Origin of the sequence: Streptomyces sp. NPDC051576, from assembly GCF_040681835.1 — a bacterium.
GTDB lineage: Bacteria > Actinomycetota > Actinomycetes > Streptomycetales > Streptomycetaceae > Streptomyces.
Genome location: NZ_JBFAZO010000017.1, coordinates 142140 through 165753 on the forward strand (window position 1 = coordinate 142140; position 23614 = coordinate 165753).

The window sequence follows — 23614 nt, forward strand, 5'->3', positions numbered from 1 at the left end:
TCGGTCATCGTCGACTCATGATCACTCGTATGTCCCCGGTCGCACTGGTCGCCGCGTCCCTTCTTCTCACGGGCTGCGGCGGCGGTGCGCTGGCGGCGACGGACCACACGTCCGCCGCCGCTCCCGCCGCCGCCCCCGCGGCCTCGCCCTCGCCGTCGTCGGAGATATCCGCGGAGTCGGCCCCACGGCAACTGCCGGGCGTGGGGGCCAAGACCCTGGCCCGGATACCCGCCGACACCCGGCAGGTCGTCCTGGTGACCGGCCGGGGCAAGGACTCCCCCCTCTCCACACTCGCCCTGTACGAGCGCACCGACACAGGCTGGCAGCCGGTCGCGAGCTGGGCCGCGCACAACGCCCTCAAGGGCTGGTCGGACCACCACATGGCCGGTGACCTGCGCTCGCCGATCGGTGTCTACTCGCTCACAGACGCGGGCGGGCTGCTCAAGGACCCGGGCACCAAACTGTCGTACGACCAGGGGACGGGCTTCACCTCGCCCGGCACCGGCTTCGAGGGCGAGTCGCTGGCCGGCTCCTTCGACTATGTGATCGCCATCAACTACAACCGGCAGCCCGGCACTTCACCCCTCGACTGGACCCGCCCCCTCGGCTCCTCGCGGGGCGGCGGCATCTGGATCCACGTCGACCACGGCGGCCCCACCCACGGCTGTGTCAGCATCGCCGAGAACCACATGAAGGAACTCCTGCACACCCTGGACCCCGCTCAGCACCCCGTCGTCGTCATGGGCGACGCGGCCTCCCTCTCCCACTGACCGCCTAGGATCCGCCGAGTGTGCGCACATGTGCTGGTCGCCGAGGACGACGAGATGCAGGCCGAGCTGATCCGCCGCTCCCTGTTGACGGAAGGCCACACCGCGACCGTGGTCCACGACGGGGCCGCCGCCATCGCGGCGGCCCGGGAACTGCGACCCGACCTCGTGGTGCTCGACCTCATGCTGCCCGTGATCGACGGCTTCGGGGTCTGCCGGGTGCTGCGCGGCGCCGAGGACGGCACGGACATCCCCGTCCTGATGCTGACCGCCCGCTCCACCGAGGACGACGTCCTGCTCGGCCTGGAACTCGGCGCCGACGACTACATGACCAAGCCGTACAGCCCCCGCGAGCTGATGGCCCGCATCCGCACGGTACTGCGGCGCAGCGGCCGGACCACCGAGGACCGCCAGGAGGACACCGTCGTACGGGCGGCGGGTCTGTCCGTCGATCCGGTCCGGCACGAGGTGCGCTGCGACGGGGCGCCGGTGGACTGCACACCGGCCGAGTTCGAGATCCTGCTCGCGATGACCACCGAGCCCGAACGGGTCTTCTCCCGGCGGCAGTTGCTGCAGTGCACCCGGGGCCTGGACCGGGCGTCCACGGAGCGGGCGGTCGACGTCCACATCATGAACCTGCGCAGGAAGATAGAGGCCGACCCGCGTCGGCCGGCCCGGCTGCTGACCGTGTTCGGCGTCGGCTACAAGCTGCGCGGCGGTCGCGCGTGAGGCCCCGGATACCGTTGCGCAAGCGGCTCCTGGTCCGGCTGCTCGTCGCCACCGTGCTGATCGCCCTCTGCTCGGTCGGCGCGACGGCCTGGCTGGCGGTGGAGACCACCACCCGGGCCATCCAGGAGGAACAGGGGCAGGACCTCAGGGACGACATGCGCATCCTCGCGCAGCTCAGCGGATACGCCGCGGCGCACCCCGACTGGAAGGGCGTCGCCCCCACCCTGCGCGCCCTGTCGAAGAAGATGGGCCGCCGGATCGCCCTCACCGCCTCCGACCGCACCCTCATCGCCGACTCCGCACCGCACGGCACCTCGCTGCCGCCCCGCGCCGCCGCCACCGTCGACCCGCTGCACACCGACACCTACTCGGAACCCGGCGCACAGCGCAGCGGCGTCGATCCCCGAGTCGTCGGGCCGTACCGGCTGACGGCCGCGGAACGCGTGCGGCTGGAGAAAGAGGCCAAGGAGCAGCAGCAGTGCTACGCCAGGTTCGGCGTCGCGAAGAAGGTCACGACGACGCCGAGCGGCCGCCCCGTCCTCACCGACACGGACGCGACGGCGAGCGACGGCCCCGCACCCACCTCGGACGGCAGCGACACCTCCGACTTCCTGCCCGAGAAGTGCGGCTACAACGGGCTCAACACGGCGACGGCCACCGAGGAGAACGCGCTGGACGACCTGATGGCGGACGCCAAGGACTGCCTCAAGCCGGCGGGCGGCGACGCCCTCAAGGTCTCGTACTACGGGGTCGACGTCACCGACAAGAACCTCGCCTCGCGCTACATCACAGCCCCGTACTCCAAGCTGCCCGCAGCACAGGCGCGCGAGGCGGGCGCCTGCCTGGACGACGCGCGCCGCGCCCAACTCGACCCCTACGTCGCGCCCGTGGCCGAGCTGTTCCTGGGCGGCGGCGACACCACCGCGCCCCGCTTCGACGTCTCCCCGGCGAACAAGATCAAGGTCGTCGGCGCCGCCGCCGCGGTCCTCGCCCTCACCGTCCTGGTGACGGCCGTCGTCGCCACCCGGCTGGTGCGCCCGCTGCGCGCGCTGACCGAAGCGGCCCAGCAGCCGCCGGAGCTGCACGTCCGGGTGCCGGTGCGGACCCGGGACGAGACCGGCATCCTGGCCGAGGCGTTCAACGACCTGACCGAACGCAGGGAACGCATGGAGGCCCAGCGCAAGGCGATGGTCAGCGACATCGCCCATGAACTGCGCAGTCCGCTCACCAACATCCGCGGCTGGCTGGAGGTCACCCGCGACGGCTTCGTCGAACCCGACCCCGCACTGCTCGGTTCCCTGCACGAGGAGGCGATGGTCCTCCAGCGGGTCATCGACGACCTCCAGGACCTCGCCGCCGCCGACGCCGGCACCCTGCCCCTGCACCGCGAACCCGTGCGCGTCCACGACCTCGTCGACCAGGTCGTCGCCGCCTACCACGTCGCCGCGGGCACGGCCGGGGTCGCCCTGACCGGCAAGTCGGACGACACCCTGTGGCTGCACGCGGACCCGGTGCGCATGCGCCAGGTGCTCGGCAACCTCGTCTCCAACGCCCTGCGCCACACACCGGTCGACGGCAGCGTCACCCTCACCGCGTGGCGCGACGGCGACGACATCGTCCTGACCGTCGCCGACACCGGCATCGGCATCGCGCCCGAGGACCTCCCGCACGTCTTCGAGCGGTTCTGGCGCGCCGACCAGTCCCGCAGCCGGCGCACCGGGGGCAGCGGCCTCGGCCTGTCCATCGTCCGGGACCTGGTCGCCGCCCACAGCGGCACGGTCGAGGCGGCGAGCGAACCCGGCGCGGGCTCCGTCTTCACCCTGCGACTGCCCAACTCACGGCCACCAGAAGGTGATTGACGTGCCGTCACCTCCTGTGTGCCGACCGGGCATCGAGCCCGCTCACTGCTCCCGCAGCCCCCAGGGCGAGCCGTAGGCCGTCAGCAGGTCCAGGAACGGGCCGGCCGGGAACGCCTCCGGGCCCAGCACGCCCGAGCCGGTCCACGCGCCCGTGGCCAGCAGCTCCAGGGCGATCACCGGGTTGATCGCGGTCTGCCAGACCACGGCCTGGGAGCCGTACTCCGCCATCGACCACTGGTTGTCGACCACGTGGTAGAGGTACACCTCGCGCGGCGCGCCGTCCTTGGTGCCGCGCACCCAGGTGCCCGCGCACGTCTTGCCGTGCATGCGCTCGCCCAGCGTCGCTGGGTCGGGCAGACAGGCGGCCACGACATCGCGCGGCGACACGGCCACCGGCCCGTCGGCGCTGGGCACGGTGACCGGCGCGGTGCGGTCCAGGCCCAACAGGTGCAGGGTCTTCAGCGTCTCGATGAAGTCGTTGCCGAGCCCGTACTTGAAGGTGACCCGCCGTGCGTCGACCCAGCGCGGGACGAGCAGCACCTCCTCGTGCTCCACGTTCACGCACTCGACCGGGCCGATGCCCTCCGGGAAGACGAACACCTCGGGCTCGCTGAACGGTTCGGTGGTGAACCAGCCGCGGCCGGCCTCGTAGACGACCGGCGGGTTCAGGCACTCCTCGATCGTGGTCCAGATGCTGAAGGAGGGCGCGAAGTCGTAGCCGTCGACGGTGAGGTTCGCGCCGTCGCGGATGCCGATCTCCTCGATCTCGTCGAAGAGTTCATCGGCCGCGTAGCGCGCGAAGACGTCCGAGAGACCCGGTTCCACCCCCATCCCGACGAGCGCCAGCGCACCGGCCTCCGCCCAGTCGGCCGCCTCCTCGAACTGGGCGTCGCCGAGCTTGACCCCGCACTCCTCGTACGGACGCTCCGGATGCGGCCGGGACAGCGACATCGCCATGTCGAGATAGTTCGCCCCGGCGGCACGCGCGGCCCGGAACAGGGGGAGGACGAAGCGCGGGTCGGTCGCGTTCAGCAGCACGTCGCACTCATGCGCCCGCAGCGCCGCTTCGACCGCCTCCGGGTCGCTCGCATCAAGCCGCTCGGCACGGAACCGTGCGCCGTCGGCCCCGAGCGCGGCGACCGCTGCCTCCGCCCGGGACAGGTCGTAGTCGGCGACCACCATCGCGTCGAAGAACGGCCGCCGGGCCGCGATCCGGGTGACCGCGGTACCCACACCGCCGGCCCCCACGAGCAGTACACGCATGGCAAGAACTCCTTCACCGCAGAGGTACGAAAGTCGACGAGGCCCTGCCGGAGATGGAACGCCGGTCTCGTGGATAAGGTCAATGGCGTTGGCATAAGGGTGCACAAGGGAGGCTTTCCGCGATGCCGAAACCGGTGGTGCCCGAGGAGAGACGGCGACGGCGCCGTCCCACCAAGAGCGGCACCGTCCTCTCCGAGCGACTCATCGTCGACACGGCCCTGCGCATGCTCCGCGAACACGGCAGCGCCGGCCTGACCGCCCGCCGCCTCGGCCTCGCCCTGGACGCCGACCCCAGCACGCTCTACCGCTACTTCCGGGGCATGGACGAACTGACCCTGGCCATCGGCGACGCCCTCGTCGGGCAGGCGCTGCGGGGCTGGGAACCTACGGGGGAGTGGCGCACGGACCTGCGCGCGATCGGCCTGCGCATCCACGCCGCGTACGTCGCCCACCCACAGGCAGCCCAGCTCACCGCGAGCCGAGTCACCGGCCGGCCCAACGAACTGGCCGCCGACGAGGCCGTGTTGGACGTACTGCGCACGGCCGGCTTCCCCCTGCCGCACACGGTGCGGATCTACCACGCCTTCATCGACCAGACCCTGGCCTTCGCCGCCCTCGACGCCGCGTCCCTGGCCCTGCCCAGCGCGTCCCTGCGCGCCGACGAGGCGATGTGGCGCTCGACCTACGCCCGCCTGCCCCGCACCACCCACCCCCGCATCGCCGAGGCGGCCCCGCTCTTGGCGACGCGGATGGTCGAGAGCGCGTATCCGACGGCGTTGGAGATGCTGCTCGACAGCGCGGCGGCGCAGCTGGCGGCCGGGCTTACTTGACGGCGCGGCTCTCGCGCCGTGCTGCCGCCTCCGGCCCTGGCCGCTCTGCGGCTCGGGCAGCCGCACGGTACCGCTGCCGGGGCGCGCGCCACTCCTAGCTGCCGCAAGCCCGCCGTCCGATCTGCCTCCGCGTCGCCGTCCGACCCGTCTGCCCCCACCCACCTAGCGCCGCAACGCCCGCTCCGCCGCCCCCGCGACCGCGTCCGCCACCGCCGCCAGCGCGGGCGAATTCAGCTTCCACTGCTGCCAGTACAGCGGTACGTCCACCGATCGCCCCGGCGCGAAGTTCACCAGCCGCCCGGCGCTCAGCAGCGGCACGGCCTGCATCTCGGGGACCATGCCCCACCCCAGCCCGGCGGCGACGGACTCGACGAAGCCCTCCGAGGTCGGCACGAGATGCCGTACCGCGCTCGCCGCGCCCTTCCCGCGCCGCAGCCGCCGTACGAAGGCGTCCTGGAAGTCGTCCCGCCGGTCGAAGGTGATCACCGGTGCCTCGGTGAGTGCGTCCCGCAGGGGCTCCGTCAGATACGCCTCCCTGAACTCCGGGTTCGCCACCGGGAGATAGCGCAAGCGCCCCAACGCCCGTACCGAGCAGCCCGGTACGGCGTCCGGGGACGAGGTCACCGCCGCCATCACCAGGCCCTCGCGCAGCAGGGCCGCCGTATGGGCCTCGTCCTCGCGGCGCAGCTCGAAGCAGACCTTCAGCTCGCGCGGCACGTGGGTGAGCGCGCCCAGGAACCAGGTGGAGAGCGAGTCCGCGTTCACCGCCACCGACACCCGGGTCGGCTCCCCGGCCCCGCTCATCCCCAGCTCGGCGCGCGCGTCCCGCTCCAGACGGGCCAGTTGGCGGGCGAACCGGACGACCACCTCGCCGGACTCGGTCGTCTGGACCGGCTTGGTGCGCAGCAGCAGGACCCGGCCCGTGCGCTGCTCCAGGGCCTTCACCCGCTGGCTGACCGCCGAGGGAGTCACACGCAGGGCGGTGGCCGCCGCGTCGAAGGTGCCCTCGTCCACCACCGCGAGCAGCGTCCGCACCTGGTCGAGAGGCAGTTCCGAGACCATCACGAGCACTAATGTTACGTAAGAATCTTTAGCTGTACTCCGGATGTCCTTGTCCCTAGCGTCGACGGAGTGACCAACGCTCTGTCCGCCGCAGCCGCCGGCTTCGGCACCGGCCTCTCGCTCATCGTCGCCATCGGCGCACAGAACGCCTTCGTCCTGCGCCAGGGCATCCGCCGCGACGCGGTCCTCGCCGTGGTCGGCATCTGCGCCCTGTCCGACGCGCTCCTGATCGCGCTGGGCGTCGGCGGGGTCGGCGCGGTCGTGGTCGCCTGGCCGGGCGCGCTCCGGGCGGTCGGCCTGATCGGCGGCGCGTTCCTGCTCAGCTACGGCGTCCTCGCCGCCCGCCGTGTGTTCCGGCCCGCCGCATTGCACATCGAGGGCGAGGCGACCGGCTCGCGCCGCCGGGCCGTCCTCACCTGTCTGGCGATGACCTGGCTCAACCCGCACGTCTACCTCGACACCGTCTTCCTGCTCGGCTCCATCGCCGCCGACCGGGGCCCGCTGCGCTGGACCTTCGGACTCGGCGCGGTGTGCGCCAGCGTCTGCTGGTTCACCGCGCTCGGCTTCGGCGCCCGGCTGCTGAGCCGCTTCCTCGCCAAGCCCTCGGCATGGCGGGTGCTGGACGGCCTGGTCGCCGCCACGATGATCGGCCTCGGCGCAACTCTCGTCGCCGGAACCTGAGATCGCGGATTCGGCAGCCACAGGCGGTGCTGCGATAGTGAACCCCGGCAGAAAGATGTAGCGAGCAACCAGGAAGCCCGTGGACACCAGCGAGAGCACCGACAGCGGCACCGAACCCGAGGCCGACAAGGACGCGGAACGGGCGGCGGCACCCCGGCGCGGCTGGCGCCGCTGGGCGATGGACACCCGCCCGCTGCGCATCCCCGCCTACCGCCGCCTGTGGTCCTCGACCATCGTCACGGCCGTCGGCAGCCAGCTCACCGCCGTAGCCGTACCCAAGCAGATCTACGACATCACCGGCTCCTCCGCCTGGGTCGGCGCCGCCAGCCTGGCCGGGCTGCTGCCGCTCATCGTGTTCGCGCTGTGGGGCGGCGCGATCGCCGACAGCATGGACCGCCGCAAGCTGCTGCTGATCACCAACAGCGGCATAGCCGTGACCTCGGTGCTCTTCTGGATCCAGGCCGCCGTCGGGCTCGACTCGGTGGCCGTGCTCATGGTGCTGCTCGCGATGCAGCAGGCCTTCTGGGGCCTCAACGCGCCTGCCCGCAACGCCTCCATCGCCCGCCTGGTCCCCTCGGAGCAACTGGCCGCCGCCAACGCCCTCGGCTCCACGGTGATGCAGACCGGTCAGGTCGTCGGGCCGCTCCTCGCGGGCGCGCTGATCCCGGTCATCGGCCTGCCCGAGCTGTATCTCATCGACGCGCTGGCGCTGTGCGTCACGCTCTGGGCGGTCGTGCGGCTGCCCTCGCTGCCGCCCCTGGAGTCCACGACACCGCGGCGCGCCGGCTGGCGGGAGATCGTCGCCGGTTTCCGCTACATCTCGCTGCACAAGGTGCTGCTGCTGTCGTTCCTCGCCGACATCATCGCGATGGTCTTCGGCATGCCCCGCGCCCTGTTCCCGCAGCTCGCCGCCCAGACCTACGCGCCCTACGGCGAGGGACTCGCGCTAGGCATGCTGTTCGCGGCGATCCCCATCGGAGCGGTGGTCGGCGGGCTGTTCTCCGGCACGTTCTCGCGGGCCGGGCGGCACGGCTGGATGGTGATCGGCGCGGTCGTCGCCTGGGGCGCGGCCATCACGGGGTTCGGGCTGAGCAGCAACCTCTGGATCGGAGTGGTGTTCCTCGCTGCCGCGGGTGTCGCCGACATGGTCTCCATGGTGTTCCGCGGGGCGATCCTGCTCTCCGCCGCCACGGACGAGATGCGCGGCCGTATGCAGGGCGTCTTCACCGTCGTCGTCGCGGGCGGCCCCCGCCTGGCCGACGTCCTGCACGGCACCGCGGGCTCGGCCTTCGGCCCCCGCACGGCGGTCGCCGGCGGCGGCATCCTGGTCGTGGTCATCATGCTGACCCTCGCCTTCACGGTCCCGGCGCTGCGCCGCTACCGCATCTGAGGGCGCGCTCAGACATGCCGGCGGAGCGCGTAGTGCTCCATCAGCTTGCCCCGGGTCAGCTCCAGCCGGTGCGCGAGGATCTCCGCGACGATCCGGACCAGGGAGAGCCCCAGCAGCGGATCCTCCACGCACAGGGCGAGAACGGCCGACGCGTCGAACTCGTAGGCCCGCACGGCACTGAACGCCTCCGCGCCGAAGTCCCACTGGTACGGCGGGAACAGCCACGACCAGCCGAGCAGATCGCCCGCGCCGAGACTTCCCACGGTGACCCGTTGCTGAGGCGTCACCCGTTGGTCGAGCGAGACCGCGCCGGAGCGGATCACCCAGAAGCGGTCGGCCGTGCCGCCCGCCTCGAAGATCCGGGAGTCCTCGGCGAACGACACCTCCTTCGCGAGCTCCATCAGCCGTTCGCGCTGGGTCTGGGGCAGGGCGGTCAGCAGTTTTATCGCTTTGGTCATGGCACAGGGCTCCTCGCCGGCAGCGGATCCGGAATTCTCCCTACGCCCATTTGAGCCTCTGCCGACGCCCCGGGCACCTCGGGGGACGGAATCAGGGCATGAAAAAGCCCTGGCTGGACGGGGGAGACCAGCCAGGGCCGTAAGCGGTGGCGCGGGGGACGGTACGGTCGACCCCGTGACCACGTATGAATGAACCGTAAACCATCGGTGGGCATTTCGTACCCGACTCAACGGGTCGCGTGACCGGTTTCACTTCGCGGCATGCCGTCCGGGGGCCACGATCTCGTCCAGCACCCGCAGTACGACCTCGTAGGCCACCTCCCGCACCGGGTCGCCCTGCTCCGACCACGTGCGTGTTTCCCGGGCGGCGAAGGCCCGGGCCCGCTGGATGCGCCGCAACAGTTCGTCCGAGTCCACGACATCACTCATGCCCGTCGCCTACCCCCGTGCGGCCGGTTCACCGCGTCGGCTCCGCGATCGGCACGCCGAGCGGGCGGGCCAGGCCGACCACGGCCTCGTCCAGGCGCTGCAGATGCCGCAGCACCCGGTCGGTGACCCGGCCGTAGCGCGGGGTCTGCGGGGTGCCGGGCCGCAGCAGGGACGCGATGCTCGGCCCGGTCTCGATCCGGCCGACGGCGTCCTCGCCGGCCACGTGTGCGCCGATCACCCCGATGTTGTGCACGATCCGGCGGCCCGCCTCCCTCAGCCGCGGATCGGCCGCGATCGACGGATGCGTCGGCAGCAGCTCGGCCGTCGCCGCCAGATACCGCGCGTGATAGGCGCAGGTCTCCAGCAGCGCTACGACATACCTCGCGGTGTCCCGGCGCGCCCGCAACGGCGTGATCGGATGGGTCAACGGCTGTGTGGAGGCGCTGAGATCCGCCAGCGCCTGGTCCAAGTCCCGTGCCTTGTCGAGCAGTTCGGCCGCGGCCCCGCCGCTGAGCTGGTCGACGGCGGCCTCGGTGACGTCCGTGAGCCGCGCCAGCACGGTCCCGAGCAGTTCGTTCGTACGTCGGTCCGTGTGCACCGGCAGCACCAGTGCCGCCGCGACCACTCCGCAGGCCGCGCCGAGCGCCGTCTCCTCGACCCGCAGCACCAGCACCGACGCGCTGTAGGTGTGCAGCAGCGTGTAGAGCAGACCCAGCATCGCGGTGACGAAGAAGGACATCAGGGTGTACGACAGCGGTGCCGTGTAGAACATCGCGAAGATGAACAGCAGCACCAGCGCGAACGCCGTCCAGGTGTGGTGCCCGACCAGGCCCGCCAGACCGATACCGGCCACCACCCCGAGGACCGTGCCGAGCAGCCGCCGGTAGCCCTTGACGAGGATCTCGCCGGTGGACGAGGTGTTGAGGAACACGATCCAGCAGGTCAGCACCGCCCAGTACCAGCGCTGGCCGGACAGGAACTCGCCGCCCACGATCGCCAGCGACGACCCCACCGCCACCTGCACCGCCGCCCGCGTCGTCGGCCGCCGCAGCCCCGTCCGTTCCGCGTCCTCCCGCTCGGTCTCCTCGCTGCCCGCGATGGCCACGTCCTCCGCGTCCAGCTCCTCGCGCGAGCGGGTCGTCGCGGGTGTGTCCTCGGACTCGTCCTGCGGCCCGTCCACGGCGATCCGCAGCCCCAGCACCGCACGCGCGGCCTCGCCGATGCCCCGGAACACGTCCTGCACGGCGTCCGGGGCGGGTGGCAGGTTCTCCTCCTCGCGATAGCCCAGCAGCCAGTTGCGCACCCGGGCGAGCGCGGTGCCCGCGTCCGGGCCCGACGGGCGCAGCACGAGCAGGCGCAGCGCCTCAAGATCGCGGCGCAGGGTGTCGGTCGCCTCGTCCCGCACCGGCAGCCGGTCGGCGAGGGGGACCGGCGCGCCCGGCAGATGCAGGGTCAGCGTGTGCCCCCGCTCGGCGCTGCGCGCGGTCAGCAGGAGCAGCCCCAGCCGCTCGGCCGCGACCTCGGCATCCGCGATACGACGCTGCACGAGCCGTGCCACCGCCTCGTCCGAGGTCCCGTCCTCCAGCCGGCCCTGGATCAGCAGCGCCGTCTCGTGCAGCCGCGCGGTTCCCTCCCGCACATCGGCGAGGGCCTTCTCCATGTCGTCGGGACCGGCGTCGAGCAACGCGAGCTGCGCGGTCACCAGTTGGGCGAACCGCGCCCGGAACGCCCGCCGCAGCCGGTCGAGCGTCCCGACCGGTGTCTGAGGCACCAGCGCGAACCGCACCAGCGCGCTGCACGCGAAGGCGACACCGATCACGCCGTACAGCTCCGGCAGGGCGGAGACGCTCGCGCCGACGAACAGGGACAGGAAGTAGATCTGGAAGCCGATCAGCCCGAGCGCGGTGCCGCGGTCGCCGAAGCGGCGGCTGTAGACCGCGCCGAAGATCAGCAGGACGAAGAAGACGTCACCGGCGACCACCCGCGAGTTCAGCAGCGCGCTGAGCGACACCGAGGCCAGCGCCACCGGCAGACCGAGCGCGAGCGTCACCGCCTGCTGCCCGCGCTGCTTCTCGCGGATGGCGAACGTGGAGACCATCGCCGACATCGCCCCGGCCACCAGATGCGGCACCGAGGCGTGCAACAGGGAGAGCACGACCAGCGTGAGCGCGATCGAGGACACCGTCCGCAGCCCGGCCGTCAGCCGCAGCAGCCCGGGATCGGACGCCGCGACGCGATCCCGCACCCGTGCCCACGCCGCCCGTCCCGCTGCCCTCACGCCGCCGTACTCTCCCCGGGTTCAGACCAAGATCCGTACCACCGATGCTACGGCTCCTGGGGCCCGGACCCTTCGATGCGGTCCCGCACCTGCTCCGGCGAGAGATACGAGTCGGTGTACTCGAAGTCCTTCAGCGTCGCCGGTTTGCGGGCCTGGAATCCGGTGCGCACGAAGTCGTCGCCGGCCAGGGCGTTGAGCGTCCAGTTCGTCGCCACGCGGACCTTGGCGACGTTGGTGCGCAGCGCCGACCAGTGGTAGCCGCGGGCCACGAACTGGGCGGGCAGACCGCGCAGTTCGATGCCGAGCGGCTTGGACACCGCGTCCGTGCCGCCGAGGTCCACGACCAGCCCGAGGTCCTTGTGGACGTACGGCTTCAGGGGCTGGTTGCGCAGGGTCGCGATCACGTTGTCGGCGACCACCTTGCCCTGGCGCATCGCGTGCTGCGCGGTCGGCGGGCAGATCGCGCCGTCCCCGCCCTTGGCCTCGTCCGGCACGGCACCGGCGTCGCCGAGAGCGAAGACACCGTCGTGCCCGGGGAGGTTCATGTCGGCCGTGACCGCGAGCCGCCCGCGCACCGTCTCCGCGCCCAGCGTGGCGATCAGCGGGCTGGCGACCACCCCGGCCGTCCAGATCAGGGTGCGGGTGGGCACTACCCGGCCGTCGGTGAAAGTGACTTCCTCAGGCCCCGCCTTGGCGATGGAGACACCCAGGGAGATGTCGATACCCCGCTTGGTCAGGATCTCCTGCGCGCTGCGGCCGAGCTTGTCGCCCAGCTCGGGCATCAGCTTCGGCGCGATGTCGATGAGGTGCCACTTGATCAGACCCGGGTCGAGCCGCGGATAGCGCTTGACCGCCGCGTGCGTCAGCTTCTGCAGACAGGCGGCCGTCTCGGTACCGGCGTAGCCCCCGCCGACCACCACGAACTGCAGCCGCGAGGCCTTCTCCGCCGGGTCGTCGCTCGCGTCCGCGAGATCGAGCTGGGTGATCACGTGGTCGCGGATGTAGGCGGCCTCGGCGAGGGTCTTCATGCCGAAGGCGTGATCGGTCAGCCCGGGGATGTCGAAGGTGCGGGTGATGCTGCCGGGGGACAGCACGATGTAGTCGTAGGGCTCGTCGACGATCTCGTCGTTGATCGTGCGGATCACACAGACCTTGGCCTTGAGGTCCACACCGATGGCGCCGCCCGGGATGATCCGGGTGCGGTACCGGCTGCTGCGGCGCAGCGAGACGGCGATCGACTGCGGGGTCAGGACGCCGGAGGCGACCTGGGGCAGCAGGGGCAGATAGAGCTGGTAGGAGAACGGTGTCACCAGCGTGACCTCGGCCTCCTGAGGGGTCAGTTTCCGTTCCAGACGGCGAACGCACTCCACTCCTGCGAAGCCTGCGCCAACCACCAGGATCCTCGGTCGTGTCACGGTGTTCATCCCTTCTGCGGCTCCAGGCGGTCCGCCTCGACGCCGTACGCCTGCCCCGGATCGCTGCTTCGCACCACATCGATCCCACCGTGCGGCAAGCCGTTCCGCCAGTTGAGCGCGGCAGGCAGTCGAACGCGTGGAGCACCAGCATGCCCCGCCGACGCCCGGCGTACGCCCCGGGCGCGTGAACAAAAGAGGTACGTGAATCAGCTTCGACCCGCCCTTGGGCGACCGGAACGGATCGTAGAGTGCACGCCATGTCGCACACTCAGCCCGACCCGGGGTCGGGCTTCCGCACCCAGAACATCGACGCCGGCAACGTGACGCGGCTGGTGGCCGCGCTCGACATACAGGAAGCCAATCCGGGCGTACGACGGCTGCGTGCGTGGGCGCACGAGGCGCTCGCGCCGGCCGGTGGCGAACGGGCTCTCGACATCGGGTCCGGCACCGGCTCGACCACCCGCGAACTGGCCGCGGCGGTCGGCCCGAACGGGTCCGCGCTCGGCGTCGAACCCAACCCCGGACTGCGGGCGATCGCCGAGGAACGGGCCGCGTCGGCCGGCAACCCGGCCCGCTTCACCGACGGCGACGCGCTGTCCCTGCCCGTGCCCGACGCCTCGGTGGACGTCGTCTGGTGCGAACGGGTGCTCCAGCACCTCGCGGAACCGGACAAGGCGGTCGCCGAGATGGCCCGCGCACTGCGCCCCGGTGGACGCGTGGCCCTGCTCGACACCGACTGGGCGACCACGATCCTGCACCCCGGGGACCCGGAGATCATGGCGGCGTTCACCTCGGGCGCCCTCACCGGGGCCGCCAACCCCTACTCCGGGCGCCGGCTCGTCGGCCAGCTCAGCGCGGCCGGGCTCGTCGTCGACGACCGGGGTTCGCAGGCGCTGCTCCAGGACCACCGGTCGGTCGTCTGGCCGCTGGTGCGCATGCTGGGCGAGTCAGCGGTGCGCCGCGGCGCACTGACCGAGGCCCAGCGCGACCGCGCCTACGCCGACCTCACCGACGCCGCCGAACAAGGCGCGCTGCACATGTCCGTGACGATGTTCGCCGTCGTCGCCCACCGCCCGGAGTGACCCCCGGCCGGTGGTCTCACCGGAACACGTTGTCCGAGTCGTCCCAGCCCGTGAGCTGTTCGTCCGTCTGCGGCTGCCGCGGGGTACGCGCGCGTGCCTGGTACATCGCGTCGATCTCGAACGCGTAGTGCCGCACGATCGCGTCCCTGCGCAGCTTCATCGACGGCGTCAGCAGCCCGCCCGCGACGTCGAACGGCTGCGGGAGCACCCGGAACACCCGGATCGACTCGGCGCGCCCCACCGGGCTGTTGGCCGCCGCCACGGCCCGCGTGATCTCCTCCCGCAGCGCGTTCTCCTCGCGCGCCTCCCGGCCCCGCGCTTCGCTCTGCAGCGCCAGCCCGGCCCGCCAGTGCGCCACGAACTCCGGGTCCAGGGTGAGCAGAGCCCCCACACAGGGACGGTCGTCGCCGACGACGACGGCCTGATGGATCAGGGGGTGCATCCGCAGCCGGTTCTCCAGGGCGGCCGGCGCGACGCTCTTGCCGCTGCTGGTGATGATGATGTCCTTCTTGCGGCCGGTGATCGTCAGATACCCCTCGGTGTCCAGCCGCCCGATGTCGCCGGTGGCCAGCCAGCCCCCGTGCAGCGTGGTCCGGGTCGCCCGCTCGTCGTTGATGTAGCCCTGGAACACCGAAGGACCGTGCACCATGATCTCGCCGTCCTCCGCGACCCGGATCTCCGTGCCCGGCAGCGCCTGCCCCACGGTGCCGATCTTCTCCCGGCCCAGCGGCTGCATCGTGATCCCGCCGGCGGTCTCCGTGAGGCCGTAGCCGTCGTGCACGAGGATGCCGATGCCCGCGTAGAACAGGGAGAGTTCACGGTTGAGGGGAGAGCCGCCCGAGGTGGCGCGCACCACCCGGCCGCCCAGCGCGGCGCGCAGCTTGCGGTAGACCGTCCGCTCGAACACGGCGTGCTGGAGCCGCAGATCGAAGCCGGGGCCCGAACCACGGCCGAGTCTCTGTCTCTCCTCGGCCGTGGCGAAGTCCCGCGCGGTCGCCGCCGCCCGCTCGAACAGGGCGCCTCGGCCGGTCTGTTGGGCCGTACGGAGAAAGTTCTTGTAGATCTTCTCGAAGATCGACGGCACGGCGTACAGATAGGTGGGCCTGAACGAACGCAGCGACGACACCAGCGCCGCCTCGGTCATCTCCGGCTCGTGCGCCATCACCCAGCCGCCGCGCATGCACATGCCCTGGATCATCAGGCCGTACACGTGGGAGAAGGGCAGGAAGGCGAGGACCGCCGGCTGTTCCCCCGGCAGGGCCGCCGTGTGCGACCAGCCCGCGAGCAGTGTGTCGCAGGGGCTGGCCAGGCTGCGGTGGCTCAGTGCGCAGCCCATCGGGCGGCCCGAGGTGCCCGAGGTGTAGGCGATGACCGCGGTCGAGTCCGGCATCACGATCCGGCGCAGCGAGTCCACCGTGGTCTGCGGGATGTACGTGCCCCGCTCCACGAGTTGGGGCAGCGCCCCGGCGTCGAGCTGCCAGACGTGCCGCAGCAGCGGCAGCGCGGCACACACCGTGCCGACCGTCATGATGCCCTGCTCGTCCTCCACCACCACGGCCACACAGCCGGCGTCCCGCAGCATCCACTCGACCTGCTCGCGCGAGGACGTCGGGTGCACCGGCACGACCTCCGCGCCCACCGCCCACAGGGCGTGGCTGAGCACCGTCCACTCGTACCGGGTGCGGGCCATGATCGCGACCCGGCTGCCCGGTGAGATCCCGGAGGCGATCAACCCCTTGGCCAGATCGACGACTTCGTCCCGCAGCTCGACGGCCGTCACCTCCTCCCACACCGTGGCGGAGGGGTCGGGCCGGCGGGCGATCAGCGGCAGGGTGGGATGGACGGCCGCCGTCTCGAAGACGCTGTCGGCGAGGCCGCCGCTGAGGGTCGACGTGGCGGCAGGGGTGAGGGGGGAGGTGAGAGGTGGAGCGACGGCGAAGTCGCGCATGCGCTGCTCCTGGGTTGTACGGGGCGTGACTCTGCCGATCATTACTGTTATCGACGGTGCTCGAATCTAGCCCAGGTGTGAGCGATTGGTGTGGGGAACAGGGAAGTGCCCTTACGGAGTTTGGTGGTTGAGTGGGACCGGCACGACAGGACGGGGGGCGCGCGGACATGGACGTGATGGATCTCGGCGAGTTGAGGGCACGAGATTTCGGCTATCTGGACGCCGAAGGACACACCTATCTCGACTACACGGGCGCGGGACTCGCCCCGAGTTCCCTGGTGCGGGCCAGCGCGGCGCGGATCACCGGGAGTGTCTTCGGCAATCCGCACTCGGAGAGCCCCGCCTCGCGCGCCTCGGGCGACCTGCTGGCCGACGCCCGCGCCGCGGTGCTGCGGCACTTCGCCGCCGACCCGGCCGAGTACACGGTGGTGTTCACCGCGAACGCGACGGCCGCGCTCCGCCTGGTCGGCGAGTCCTATCCGTTCGCCCCCGGCGGTCGGCTCGTGATGCTGCTCGACAACCACAACTCCGTGAACGGACTGCGGGAGTACGCGCGCGCCGCCGGCGCGAAGACCGTGTACGTACCGGTCCACGGCCAGGAGTTGGCCATCGACGAGCAGCGGATGCGCACCGCGCTCACGGCCCGCAGACGCCGACGCGGACTCCTCGCCTACCCGGCGCAGAGCAACTTCACGGGCGTACGCCACTCCCTGGACTGGATCGCCACGGCCCAACAGCACGGCTACGACGTCCTGTTGGACGCCGCCGCGTTCGTACCGACCAACCCCCTCGACCTGTCCCGCTTCCACCCCGACTTCACCGTGGTGAGCTGGTACAAGGTGTTCGGCTACCCCACCGGCATAGGCAGCCTGATCGTCCGCCGCGAGGCCCTCGCCCGGCTGCGCCGCCCCTGGTTCTCCGGGGGCACCATCTACGCCGCGAGCGCCCAGGCACAGTGGCACGTCCTCGCCGACGGCGAGGCGGCCTTCGAGGACGGCACCGTCAACTTCCTCTCCATACCGGACATCACGGCCGGCCTGGAGTGGATCGACGCCATCGGCATGGACCGCGTGCACGACCATGTGGCCCGGCTGACCGGTCAACTCCTCACGGGAGTCGCCGGGTTACGGCACAGCGACGGCTCCCCGATGGTGCGGGTCTACGGCCCCACCGACAGCGGACCCGCACGCGGCGGCACCGTCGCCCTCAACCTCCTCGACGCACACGGCCGGGTGATCGACGAACGCATCGTCGCCCAGGACAGCGCCGAGCACCGCATGTCCCTCCGCTTCGGCTGCTTCTGCAACCCGGGCGCCGGAGAGGCCGCGTTCGCCCTGCCCCTGCGCAGCCTCCGCTCGGCGGCCCGCAGACCGATGGGCTCCCTGGAGGAGTACCTGGACGTGCTGGGACTCCCGTCCGCCGGCGCCGTCCGCGTCTCCGTGGGCGTCTCCTCGCAGCCCAGGGACGTGGACACCTTCCTGGAGTTCGTCACGGACACCTACCGGGACCGCGTACCTACGGTGGCCGGCCTCACCGACCGGGCGGGCTGCTGAGCGACAGGCCGGATCACCGCCCCGCGCGAGCCGCCGACACCCCCTGACGGCACCTGCGCACCAGCACCGCCCAGGTCGCCGCCAGGAACAGCACGGTGAACCCCGCCAGGATCAACCAGCCGTGCCCGGCCGGATGCGCGAACGAGTCGCCGTAGGACCGCAGCAGCGGCGGACCCGCCGGGGAGCCGCCGTCGCGCCACAGGCTCTCCAGGCCGATCGCGCCGCCCAGTGCCTCGAACGCCCAGCGGTTGGTCATCGCCCAGCTGATCGCCTCGCCGACCGGCGCCATTCGGGGCACGGGCACGAAGGCCCCGGAGAACAGCACCTGCGGGAAGCAGAGCAGCGGCAGCATCAGCGTCGCCTGGCCCGGTTCCGTGACCGCGGCCGAGGTGAGCAGCCCGAGGGCGAGTGCGGCGGCCGAGGCCAGCACACTGGTGAGGAACAGCGAGGCGTACGTCCCCCAGCCCGCCGCCGGCAGCCGGTCCAGCGCGCGCAGCACCGCCAGCAGCAGCGCGTCCGCGGCGGCCAGCACCGGCAGCACGGTGGTCAGCTTCGAGGCGACGTACGGTCCGATCCGCACCCCGGCCAGCCACTCGCGGCGCAGCACCGCCAACTCCGGGCAGATCTGCAGCAGTCCGTACGTCAGCCCGAAGAAGAACGCCCCGAACGCGATCCAGAACATGATCATCGCCGTGGACCCGGGATCGGGCGCCGCCGGATCGAACGCCCCCGCCCGGAACAGCACCGCGAACATCGCCACGATCATTACCGGCGAACCCACGAACACGGCGACCGACAGCCGGTTGTGCACCAACAGGGCCGTCGTACGACGGGTCAGCAGCGCCCACTGGCGTACGGCGCCGACGCGCGGGAGACGGTGCGCGGCAGGCGCCGGAAGCCGGCCGGTGGGCGCTGCCGGGGCCGACCGCTCGGCCCGCTTCCCCTCCGCCACCGCCGCGTACACGTCCTCCGCCGTCTCCGCGCCGAACGCTCCGAGCAGCGCGTCCGGCGGGCCCACGAACGCGACCGCCCCGCCCGGCGACAGGAACACGACCTGGTCGCAGCGCGGCAGATCGGCCAGGACATGAGTGGTGATCACGACGGTGGTACCGGCCTCGGCCAGCCGCCGCAGGGTGGCCAGCAGAGCGGCCCCGGTGACCGGATCGAGCCCGGAGGTCGGCTCGTCGAGGAAGAGCACCCTCGGCCGGGTGAGCAACTCGGCGGCTATACAGGCCCGTTTGCGCTCCCCACCGCTCAGCGCGCGAACGGGGGTGTCGGCGCGCCGGGCCAGCCCGAGGACGTCGAGAACCTCCGCCACCCGCTCCGGGACCGCCCCGCCCGGCATCCGCAACCGTCCCGCGTACTCCAGCGTGCGCCGCAACGGCAGCTCACGGTGGATCACGTCCTCCTGCGGCACATACCCGAACTCCGGCCCGGGCGGCCCCGGTCGGGCACCGTCGTGCAGCACGTCACCCGAGGTGGGGCTCTGCAGTCCAGCCAGGGTCTGCAACAGCACCGTCTTGCCCGCCCCGCTGCTGCCCGCGATCACGGTCAGCCGCCCGGCCCCGACCTCGAACGACACATCGTCCAACACCCGCCCGGCGCCCCGCACGTCCTGCGAGACGCTCCGCAACTCCAGGTGCAGGCCGGTGACTTGGGTGGGGTCGGGGTGAATCGGCGTCGGCATGGGAGCAGCATGTCACCCCGGTGTCAGCCACACCGTCGCGAGAGGCGGGAGGGTGAGCCTGATGTGACCGTCCCGCGGTTTGACCGGGTCGGGGCTGGTCACGTCACTGCCTCCGTAGCGGGCGGCATCGGTGTTGAGCGTCTCGCGCCAGGCGGGAACCTCGTCCGGGACACCGAGGCGGTAGTCGTGGCGGACGACGGGGGAGAAGTTGCTGACGGCGAGGAGAGGGGAGCCGTCGGCGTCGTAACGGAGGAACGCGAAGACGTTGTCCTCGGCCGCGTCGCCCACCACCCAGCGAAAACCGGCGGGCCGGGTGTCGAGCTGCCACAGGGCGGGGGTGTCGCGGTAGACGGCGTTGAGGTCGCGGACGAGGCTCTGGACGCCCCGGTGGTCGGGCTCGGCGTCGTAGGAGGGGTCGAGGAGCCACCACTCGGGGCCGTGGGATTCGGACCATTCGGCGCCCTGGGCGAACTCCTGACCCATGAAGAGGAGTTGCTTGCCCGGGTGGGCCCACATGAACCCCAGATACGCCCGGTGGTTGGCGCGCTGCTGCCACCAGTCGCCGGGCATTTTGGAGACCAACGCCTGTTTGCCGTGGACGACTTCGTCGTGCGAGATGGGGAGCACGTAGTTCTCGCTGTACGCGTACACCATCGAGAACGTCATCTCGTGGTGATGGAACTTACGGTGGACGGGCTCGTGCGCGATGTAACCGAGCGAGTCGTGCATCCAGCCCATGTTCCACTTCAGCCCGAAGCCGAGACCGCCGGTGTCCGTCGGCCGGGTCACGCCGTCCCAGGCGGTCGATTCCTCGGCGATGGTGACGACGCCGGGCACCCTGCGGTACACGGTCGCGTTCATCTCCTGGAGGAAGGCGACGGCGTCCAGGTCGTCGCGCCCGCCATGGACGTTCGGGGTCCACTGGCCCGAGTCGCGGGAGTAGTCGAGGTAGAGCATCGAGGCGACCGCGTCCACGCGCAGGCCGTCGATGTGGAACTCCTGGCACCAGTAGACGGCGTTCGCCACCAGGAAGTTGCGCACCTCGGTCCGCCCGAGGTCGAACTCGTACGTCCCCCAGTCCGGATGCTCGGCCCGCCGCGCGTCCCCGGGTTCGTACAACGGCTCCCCGTCGAAGCGGGCCAACGCCCAGTCGTCCTTGGGGAAATGGGCGGGTACCCAGTCCATGATGACGCCGATGCCGGCCTGATGCAGTGCGTCGACGAGGTACTTGAAGTCGTCGGGGGTGCCGAGGCGGGCGGTCGGGGCGTAGAAGCCGGTGACCTGGTAACCCCACGACCCACCGAAGGGGTGCTCGGTCACCGGCATGAACTCGACGTGTGTGAAGCCCAGGTCGTTGACGTAGGCGGGGAGTTCGACGGCAAGTTGACGGTACGTCAAGTCGGGTCGCCAGGAGGCGAGATGCACCTCGTACACGGAGAACGGCGCTTCGTGCACCGGTGTTTGACCACGTCGGGCGAGCCACTCCTTGTCGTTCCACTCGTGGTGCGAGGCGGTCACGATGGACGCGGTGGCGGGAGGCACCTCTGTCCGGCGTGCCATCGGGTCCGCCTTGAGGAAGCGGTCCCCGTACCGGGAGGTGATCTCGAACTTGTAGCGGGCGCCCTCGCCCACACCCGGCAGGAACAGTTCCCACACACCCGACGAACCGAGCGAGCGCATCGGGTAGGCGGTCCCGTCCCAGGAGCTGAAGTCCCCGGCGACACGCACCCCTTGAGCGTTCGGCGCCCACACGGTGAAGCGGGTACCGGCCACTCCGTCGTGTGTCATCGGCTCCGCACCGAGCGCCTTCCACAGCTCCTCGTGCCGCCCCTCCCTGATGAGGTGCAGATCGAGGTCACCGAGCGTGGGCAGGAATCGGTACGGGTCATGCACCTCGTGCTCGTCGTCCTCCGTGTACGACACAAGGAGCGTGTACTCCGGGATCGCGTCGAGCGGCAGCACGCCGGAGAAGAGCCCGCCCCCTTCCGAGGCGAGCGGGCTGCGCGCCCCGTCGACCACGACACTCACGGCACGGGCATACGGTCGCAGCGCCCGGAACCCGACCCCACCGGGAACCAGACGTACGCCGAGCAGCGAGTGCGGGTCGTGGTGGGCGCCGGAGAGGAGGCGTTCGCGGGCAGCGGGGTCCAGGGGGGTGGAGGGGGTGGGACCGCCTGCCTTCGGGGAGACCAGAAGGGTCGTGGGCGGGGAGGTGGCTGCGGTCGGGCCCTCGTGTACTTGGGTGGCACGCGCGGGCGAGCCGCTTGTTTCCGGTGTGCTTGACGTGGTCGGGCCGCAGGCCCCCGCTGTGGCGGGCCCGGTCGGTTCGTCCTGCTGCCGGTCGGCGGGCGTGGACGGACCGCCCGTCTCCTGAGGTGACGTGTCTCGCAGGGCCACGGAGTTCAGCCTCCTCGGACGGCGAGACGCTCGATCGCCGCCATGGGTACGGGAAGCCAGTCCGGACGGTGTCTGGCCTCGTACAGCACTTCGTAGACCGCGCGGTCCGTCTCGTACGCGCGCAGCAGGGCGTGCTTGGTGCGGGGGTCCCAGCCGGCCCGGGCGGCGTAGCCCGCACAGTAGGCCTCCCGGCAGCGGCGGGCCCACTCGGGGCGCCAGGGACGGCGCTGCCGGGCCGCGTAGTCGAAGGAACGCAGCATGCCGGCGATGTCCCGGACCGGGGACTGCGCGCTGCGCCGTTCCGCCAGCGGCTTGGACGGCTCGCCCTCGAAGTCGATGACGAACCAGTCGCGGCCGGCCCGCAGCACCTGCCCGAGATGCAGGTCGCCGTGGATGCGCTGGGCGGGCGGCCCGGCATCGCGGCCGACGAGCGCGCCGAAGGCGGTCCGCAACCCCGGAACGAACGGCCGCAGAGCGGGAACCGAGTGCGCCGCGGCCTCCAGACGCTCGGTCATCGCCGCCGCCGTACGCTCGTTCTCGGCACCGGCGCCGGACGCGAAGGCGGCGGCCAGCGCGAGATGGACATCGGCGGTGGCCTGCCCCAACTCATGGGCCTCGGTGGTGAATTCGTCGCCGGAGGCGAGTGCGCGCAATGCCAGCGCCCAGCCGTCCGAGGCGTCCGGCAGGAACGGCTGGAGCACACCGAGCGTCGCGGCCCGCGGCTCGGCCGTCCGGAACCACGCCACCGGTGCGGGAACCCGTGTACAACCCTGCGCCGCCAGCGCGCCCGGCAGCTCCAGGTCCGGATTGACGCCGGGCTGGATGCGCCGGAACACCTTCAGGATGTACCGGTCGCCGTACACCAGTGAGGAGTTGGACTGCTCGGCGTCCAGCAGCCGGGGCGCGAGACCGGCCGGCACCGACACCGACGGGTCCGCCTCGAAGTGCAGGGGGCCCGCCGTACCGGGATGCCGCAACCGCTCCAGCAACAGCTCCGCCGACCGCGGATCCTGCAAGGCGTCGTACACCGCGAGCCCGGCCAACGGACCTTCGTGCACGCGGCCGATGAAGGCCCGGGCCAGCCGCGGTGAGACGTGTTCCCGCACGCCGAGCAGGAGTTGGTAACAGTCGCCGGGCGGGGGAGTGCCGCCCGGCGCGGGAACTCCCGTGTGGGAGGCGTGGACCAGCAGATGGAGACAGCCCGGGAAGAGCTCCGTCGTGGACAGCACGTCGAGGTCGGCCACCGGCCGGTCCTTGCCGGCGAACCAGCGCTGCCCGGGCAGCCATTCGCGCAGCAGCCCGGTGAGCGTGGCCGCGGGCCGGTCGACGCCGGGGCCGCTCGGTCGGCGGGGTGCGGTGGTCTTCGACATGGTCACGTGTCCTTTCGCCGGCACATCCTCAAAGGCGTCGGCCGATGCGGGGAGCGACTCGCGAGAGCCGGAACCAGTAGAAGCCGTGCCCCGCGAGCGTCAGCAGATACGGCAGTTCACCGATGGCCGGGAACCGCACCCCACCGATCAGCTCCACGGGATGCCGACCGTTGAACTCCCGCAGATCGAGCATCGTGGGCTGCGCGAAACGCGAGAAGTTGTGCACACAGAGCACGAGGTCGTCCTCGTACTCGCGCAGAAACGCGATCACCGCCGGGTTCGAGGACTGGAGTTCCGTGTACGAGCCGAGGCCGAACGCCGGGTTCTGCTTGCGGATCTCGATCATGCGGCGGGTCCAGTGCAGCAGCGAGGAGGGCGACGACATCGACGCCTCGACGTTGGTGACCTGGTAGCCG

Annotated in this window: 19 protein-coding genes; 8 read left to right on the forward strand and 11 right to left on the reverse strand. The window is 71.5% G+C overall.

Annotated features, from left to right (window positions below; all coding sequences use genetic code 11):
* Nucleotides 1-17 precede the first annotated feature (17 nt).
* From AB0M63_RS41750 to AB0M63_RS41760, 3 genes are read left to right on the forward strand one after another with little or no spacing between them, the layout of a single operon-like run.
* Complete coding sequence (locus AB0M63_RS41750) at nucleotides 18-770, forward strand: L,D-transpeptidase family protein (protein ID WP_355902416.1); 753 nt, start codon at nucleotides 18-20, stop codon at nucleotides 768-770.
* Nucleotides 771-788: 18 nt separating this feature from the next.
* A complete protein-coding gene (locus AB0M63_RS41755; protein ID WP_355902414.1) occupies nucleotides 789-1496 on the forward strand; it encodes a response regulator transcription factor in 708 nt (235 codons plus the stop codon).
* Entirely contained in the window at nucleotides 1493-3355 is a 1863-nt protein-coding gene (locus AB0M63_RS41760; protein WP_355902412.1) for a HAMP domain-containing sensor histidine kinase, read from the forward strand. The genes AB0M63_RS41755 and AB0M63_RS41760 overlap by 4 nt, the downstream gene beginning before the upstream one ends.
* A gap of 42 nt (nucleotides 3356-3397) precedes the next feature.
* Here AB0M63_RS41760 and AB0M63_RS41765 read toward each other — a convergent pair whose 3' ends face one another.
* On the reverse strand, nucleotides 3398-4618 hold the full coding sequence (locus AB0M63_RS41765) for a saccharopine dehydrogenase C-terminal domain-containing protein (RefSeq protein ID WP_366023060.1): 1221 nt from the start codon (nucleotides 4616-4618) through the stop codon (nucleotides 3398-3400).
* Nucleotides 4619-4740: 122 nt separating this feature from the next.
* Here AB0M63_RS41765 and AB0M63_RS41770 point away from each other — a divergent pair, with 122 nt between their 5' ends.
* The gene (locus tag AB0M63_RS41770; RefSeq protein ID WP_355902408.1) at nucleotides 4741-5448 is read left to right on the forward strand and encodes a TetR/AcrR family transcriptional regulator; all 708 of its coding nucleotides are present in this window, start codon (nucleotides 4741-4743) and stop codon (nucleotides 5446-5448) included.
* A gap of 162 nt (nucleotides 5449-5610) precedes the next feature.
* Here AB0M63_RS41770 and AB0M63_RS41775 read toward each other — a convergent pair whose 3' ends face one another.
* The gene (locus tag AB0M63_RS41775; protein ID WP_366023073.1) at nucleotides 5611-6510 is read right to left on the reverse strand and encodes a LysR family transcriptional regulator ArgP; all 900 of its coding nucleotides are present in this window, start codon (nucleotides 6508-6510) and stop codon (nucleotides 5611-5613) included.
* Nucleotides 6511-6579: 69 nt separating this feature from the next.
* On the opposite strand from AB0M63_RS41775, the gene AB0M63_RS41780 reads away from it, so the two are divergent.
* Nucleotides 6580-7191, forward strand: coding sequence for a LysE/ArgO family amino acid transporter (locus AB0M63_RS41780; RefSeq protein ID WP_366023061.1), 612 nt, complete (start codon nucleotides 6580-6582; stop codon nucleotides 7189-7191).
* A gap of 79 nt (nucleotides 7192-7270) precedes the next feature.
* Nucleotides 7271-8581, forward strand: coding sequence for an MFS transporter (locus tag AB0M63_RS41785; protein WP_366023062.1), 1311 nt, complete (start codon nucleotides 7271-7273; stop codon nucleotides 8579-8581).
* 8 nt (nucleotides 8582-8589) lie between these two features.
* Here AB0M63_RS41785 and AB0M63_RS41790 read toward each other — a convergent pair whose 3' ends face one another.
* The 4 genes from AB0M63_RS41790 to AB0M63_RS41805 all read right to left on the reverse strand — a co-directional run bounded on the left by AB0M63_RS41790 (nucleotide 8590) and on the right by AB0M63_RS41805 (nucleotide 13170).
* Nucleotides 8590-9039, reverse strand: a complete 450-nt coding sequence (locus AB0M63_RS41790; protein ID WP_366023063.1) for a cyclic nucleotide-binding domain-containing protein — start codon at nucleotides 9037-9039, stop codon at nucleotides 8590-8592.
* A 249-nt stretch (nucleotides 9040-9288) separates the two neighbouring features.
* Nucleotides 9289-9468 (reverse strand): hypothetical protein, encoded by a 180-nt coding sequence (locus AB0M63_RS41795; RefSeq protein ID WP_355902400.1) that lies wholly within the window; start codon nucleotides 9466-9468, stop codon nucleotides 9289-9291.
* 28 nt (nucleotides 9469-9496) lie between these two features.
* Complete coding sequence (locus AB0M63_RS41800; protein WP_366023064.1) at nucleotides 9497-11746, reverse strand: FUSC family protein; 2250 nt, start codon at nucleotides 11744-11746, stop codon at nucleotides 9497-9499.
* Nucleotides 11747-11793: 47 nt separating this feature from the next.
* On the reverse strand, nucleotides 11794-13170 hold the full coding sequence (locus tag AB0M63_RS41805; protein ID WP_355902396.1) for an NAD(P)/FAD-dependent oxidoreductase: 1377 nt from the start codon (nucleotides 13168-13170) through the stop codon (nucleotides 11794-11796).
* A gap of 248 nt (nucleotides 13171-13418) precedes the next feature.
* Here AB0M63_RS41805 and AB0M63_RS41810 point away from each other — a divergent pair, with 248 nt between their 5' ends.
* A complete protein-coding gene (locus AB0M63_RS41810; RefSeq protein ID WP_366023065.1) occupies nucleotides 13419-14243 on the forward strand; it encodes a methyltransferase domain-containing protein in 825 nt (274 codons plus the stop codon).
* Between the two features lie 16 nt (nucleotides 14244-14259).
* On the opposite strand, the gene AB0M63_RS41815 is transcribed toward AB0M63_RS41810, so the two are convergent.
* A complete protein-coding gene (locus AB0M63_RS41815; RefSeq protein ID WP_355902392.1) occupies nucleotides 14260-16191 on the reverse strand; it encodes an AMP-dependent synthetase/ligase in 1932 nt (643 codons plus the stop codon).
* Between the two features lie 167 nt (nucleotides 16192-16358).
* On the opposite strand from AB0M63_RS41815, the gene AB0M63_RS41820 reads away from it, so the two are divergent.
* Entirely contained in the window at nucleotides 16359-17744 is a 1386-nt protein-coding gene (locus tag AB0M63_RS41820; protein WP_366023066.1) for an aminotransferase class V-fold PLP-dependent enzyme, read from the forward strand.
* 13 nt (nucleotides 17745-17757) lie between these two features.
* On the opposite strand, the gene AB0M63_RS41825 is transcribed toward AB0M63_RS41820, so the two are convergent.
* From AB0M63_RS41825 to AB0M63_RS41840, 4 genes are all read right to left on the reverse strand, one after another.
* Nucleotides 17758-19431: an ATP-binding cassette domain-containing protein gene (locus tag AB0M63_RS41825; protein WP_366023067.1), complete on the reverse strand. Its 1674-nt coding sequence runs from the start codon at nucleotides 19429-19431 to the stop codon at nucleotides 17758-17760.
* Between the two features lie 12 nt (nucleotides 19432-19443).
* Nucleotides 19444-21624 (reverse strand): 1,4-alpha-glucan branching enzyme, encoded by a 2181-nt coding sequence (gene glgB, locus AB0M63_RS41830; protein ID WP_366023074.1) that lies wholly within the window; start codon nucleotides 21622-21624, stop codon nucleotides 19444-19446.
* Between the two features lie 209 nt (nucleotides 21625-21833).
* Nucleotides 21834-23198, reverse strand: a complete 1365-nt coding sequence (locus AB0M63_RS41835; protein WP_355902386.1) for a maltokinase — start codon at nucleotides 23196-23198, stop codon at nucleotides 21834-21836.
* Between the two features lie 28 nt (nucleotides 23199-23226).
* A partial coding sequence (locus AB0M63_RS41840) for an alpha-glucosidase C-terminal domain-containing protein (RefSeq protein ID WP_366023068.1) occupies nucleotides 23227-23614 on the reverse strand: 388 nt, incomplete at its 5' end.

What these genes read in the sequence shown, in the direction of transcription:
- AB0M63_RS41790 (WP_366023063.1), bottom strand. Translation starts at nt 9,039, where the DNA reads ATGACCAAAGCGATAAAACTGCTGACCGCCCTGCCCCAGACCCAGCGC.
- AB0M63_RS41805 (WP_355902396.1), bottom strand. Translation starts at nt 13,170, where the DNA reads ATGAACACCGTGACACGACCGAGGATCCTGGTGGTTGGCGCAGGCTTC.
- AB0M63_RS41835 (WP_355902386.1), bottom strand. Translation starts at nt 23,198, where the DNA reads ATGTCGAAGACCACCGCACCCCGCCGACCGAGCGGCCCCGGCGTCGAC.
- AB0M63_RS41810 (WP_366023065.1), top strand. Translation starts at nt 13,419, where the DNA reads ATGTCGCACACTCAGCCCGACCCGGGGTCGGGCTTCCGCACCCAGAAC.
- AB0M63_RS41825 (WP_366023067.1), bottom strand. Translation starts at nt 19,431, where the DNA reads ATGCCGACGCCGATTCACCCCGACCCCACCCAAGTCACCGGCCTGCAC.
- AB0M63_RS41815 (WP_355902392.1), bottom strand. Translation starts at nt 16,191, where the DNA reads ATGCGCGACTTCGCCGTCGCTCCACCTCTCACCTCCCCCCTCACCCCT.
- AB0M63_RS41775 (WP_366023073.1), bottom strand. Translation starts at nt 6,510, where the DNA reads ATGGTCTCGGAACTGCCTCTCGACCAGGTGCGGACGCTGCTCGCGGTG.
- AB0M63_RS41820 (WP_366023066.1), top strand. Translation starts at nt 16,359, where the DNA reads ATGGACGTGATGGATCTCGGCGAGTTGAGGGCACGAGATTTCGGCTAT.
- AB0M63_RS41765 (WP_366023060.1), bottom strand. Translation starts at nt 4,618, where the DNA reads ATGCGTGTACTGCTCGTGGGGGCCGGCGGTGTGGGTACCGCGGTCACC.
- AB0M63_RS41770 (WP_355902408.1), top strand. Translation starts at nt 4,741, where the DNA reads ATGCCGAAACCGGTGGTGCCCGAGGAGAGACGGCGACGGCGCCGTCCC.
- AB0M63_RS41795 (WP_355902400.1), bottom strand. Translation starts at nt 9,468, where the DNA reads ATGAGTGATGTCGTGGACTCGGACGAACTGTTGCGGCGCATCCAGCGG.
- AB0M63_RS41750 (WP_355902416.1), top strand. Translation starts at nt 18, where the DNA reads ATGATCACTCGTATGTCCCCGGTCGCACTGGTCGCCGCGTCCCTTCTT.